Source organism: Achromobacter sp. SIMBA_011 (assembly GCF_046535435.1).
Taxonomy (GTDB): domain Bacteria; phylum Pseudomonadota; class Gammaproteobacteria; order Burkholderiales; family Burkholderiaceae_B; genus Achromobacter; species Achromobacter dolens.
In genome coordinates this window covers 1-274 of the sequence record NZ_JAWRWN010000420.1, presented here as the reverse complement: position 1 = coordinate 274, position 274 = coordinate 1, and the positions used below count along the sequence as shown (strand labels likewise).

Annotated in this window: 1 protein-coding gene; it reads left to right on the top strand. The window is 62.8% G+C overall.

Annotated elements, in window-relative coordinates; all coding sequences use genetic code 11:
- Positions 1–7 precede the first annotated feature (7 nt).
- A partial coding sequence (locus SB816_RS31545) for a MarR family winged helix-turn-helix transcriptional regulator (RefSeq protein ID WP_410548188.1) occupies positions 8–274 on the top strand: 267 nt, incomplete at its 3' end.

Below are 274 nucleotides of genomic sequence, written 5' to 3'. Positions count from 1 at the left end.
CGGCCCGGTGAGTATCGCGACACTCGCCGTGCGCAGAGCCGTGACCCATCAGACCATGCGGCTGATCGTGCAGAAACTGGTCGAACAAGGGCTGGTGACCTTGACGGTAGACAATGAAGATCGCCGCGCCTGGGTCGTGGATCTGACCGATACGGGGCGTGCACAGACTGCGCAGGCGCGAGATGCACGTTCGCAATGGCTTACCGAGCAACTGCTGACGAAGACGAGCCGCGAAGAACGCGCGGTGTTGGAGGCCGCGGTTCGAACGCTCAAC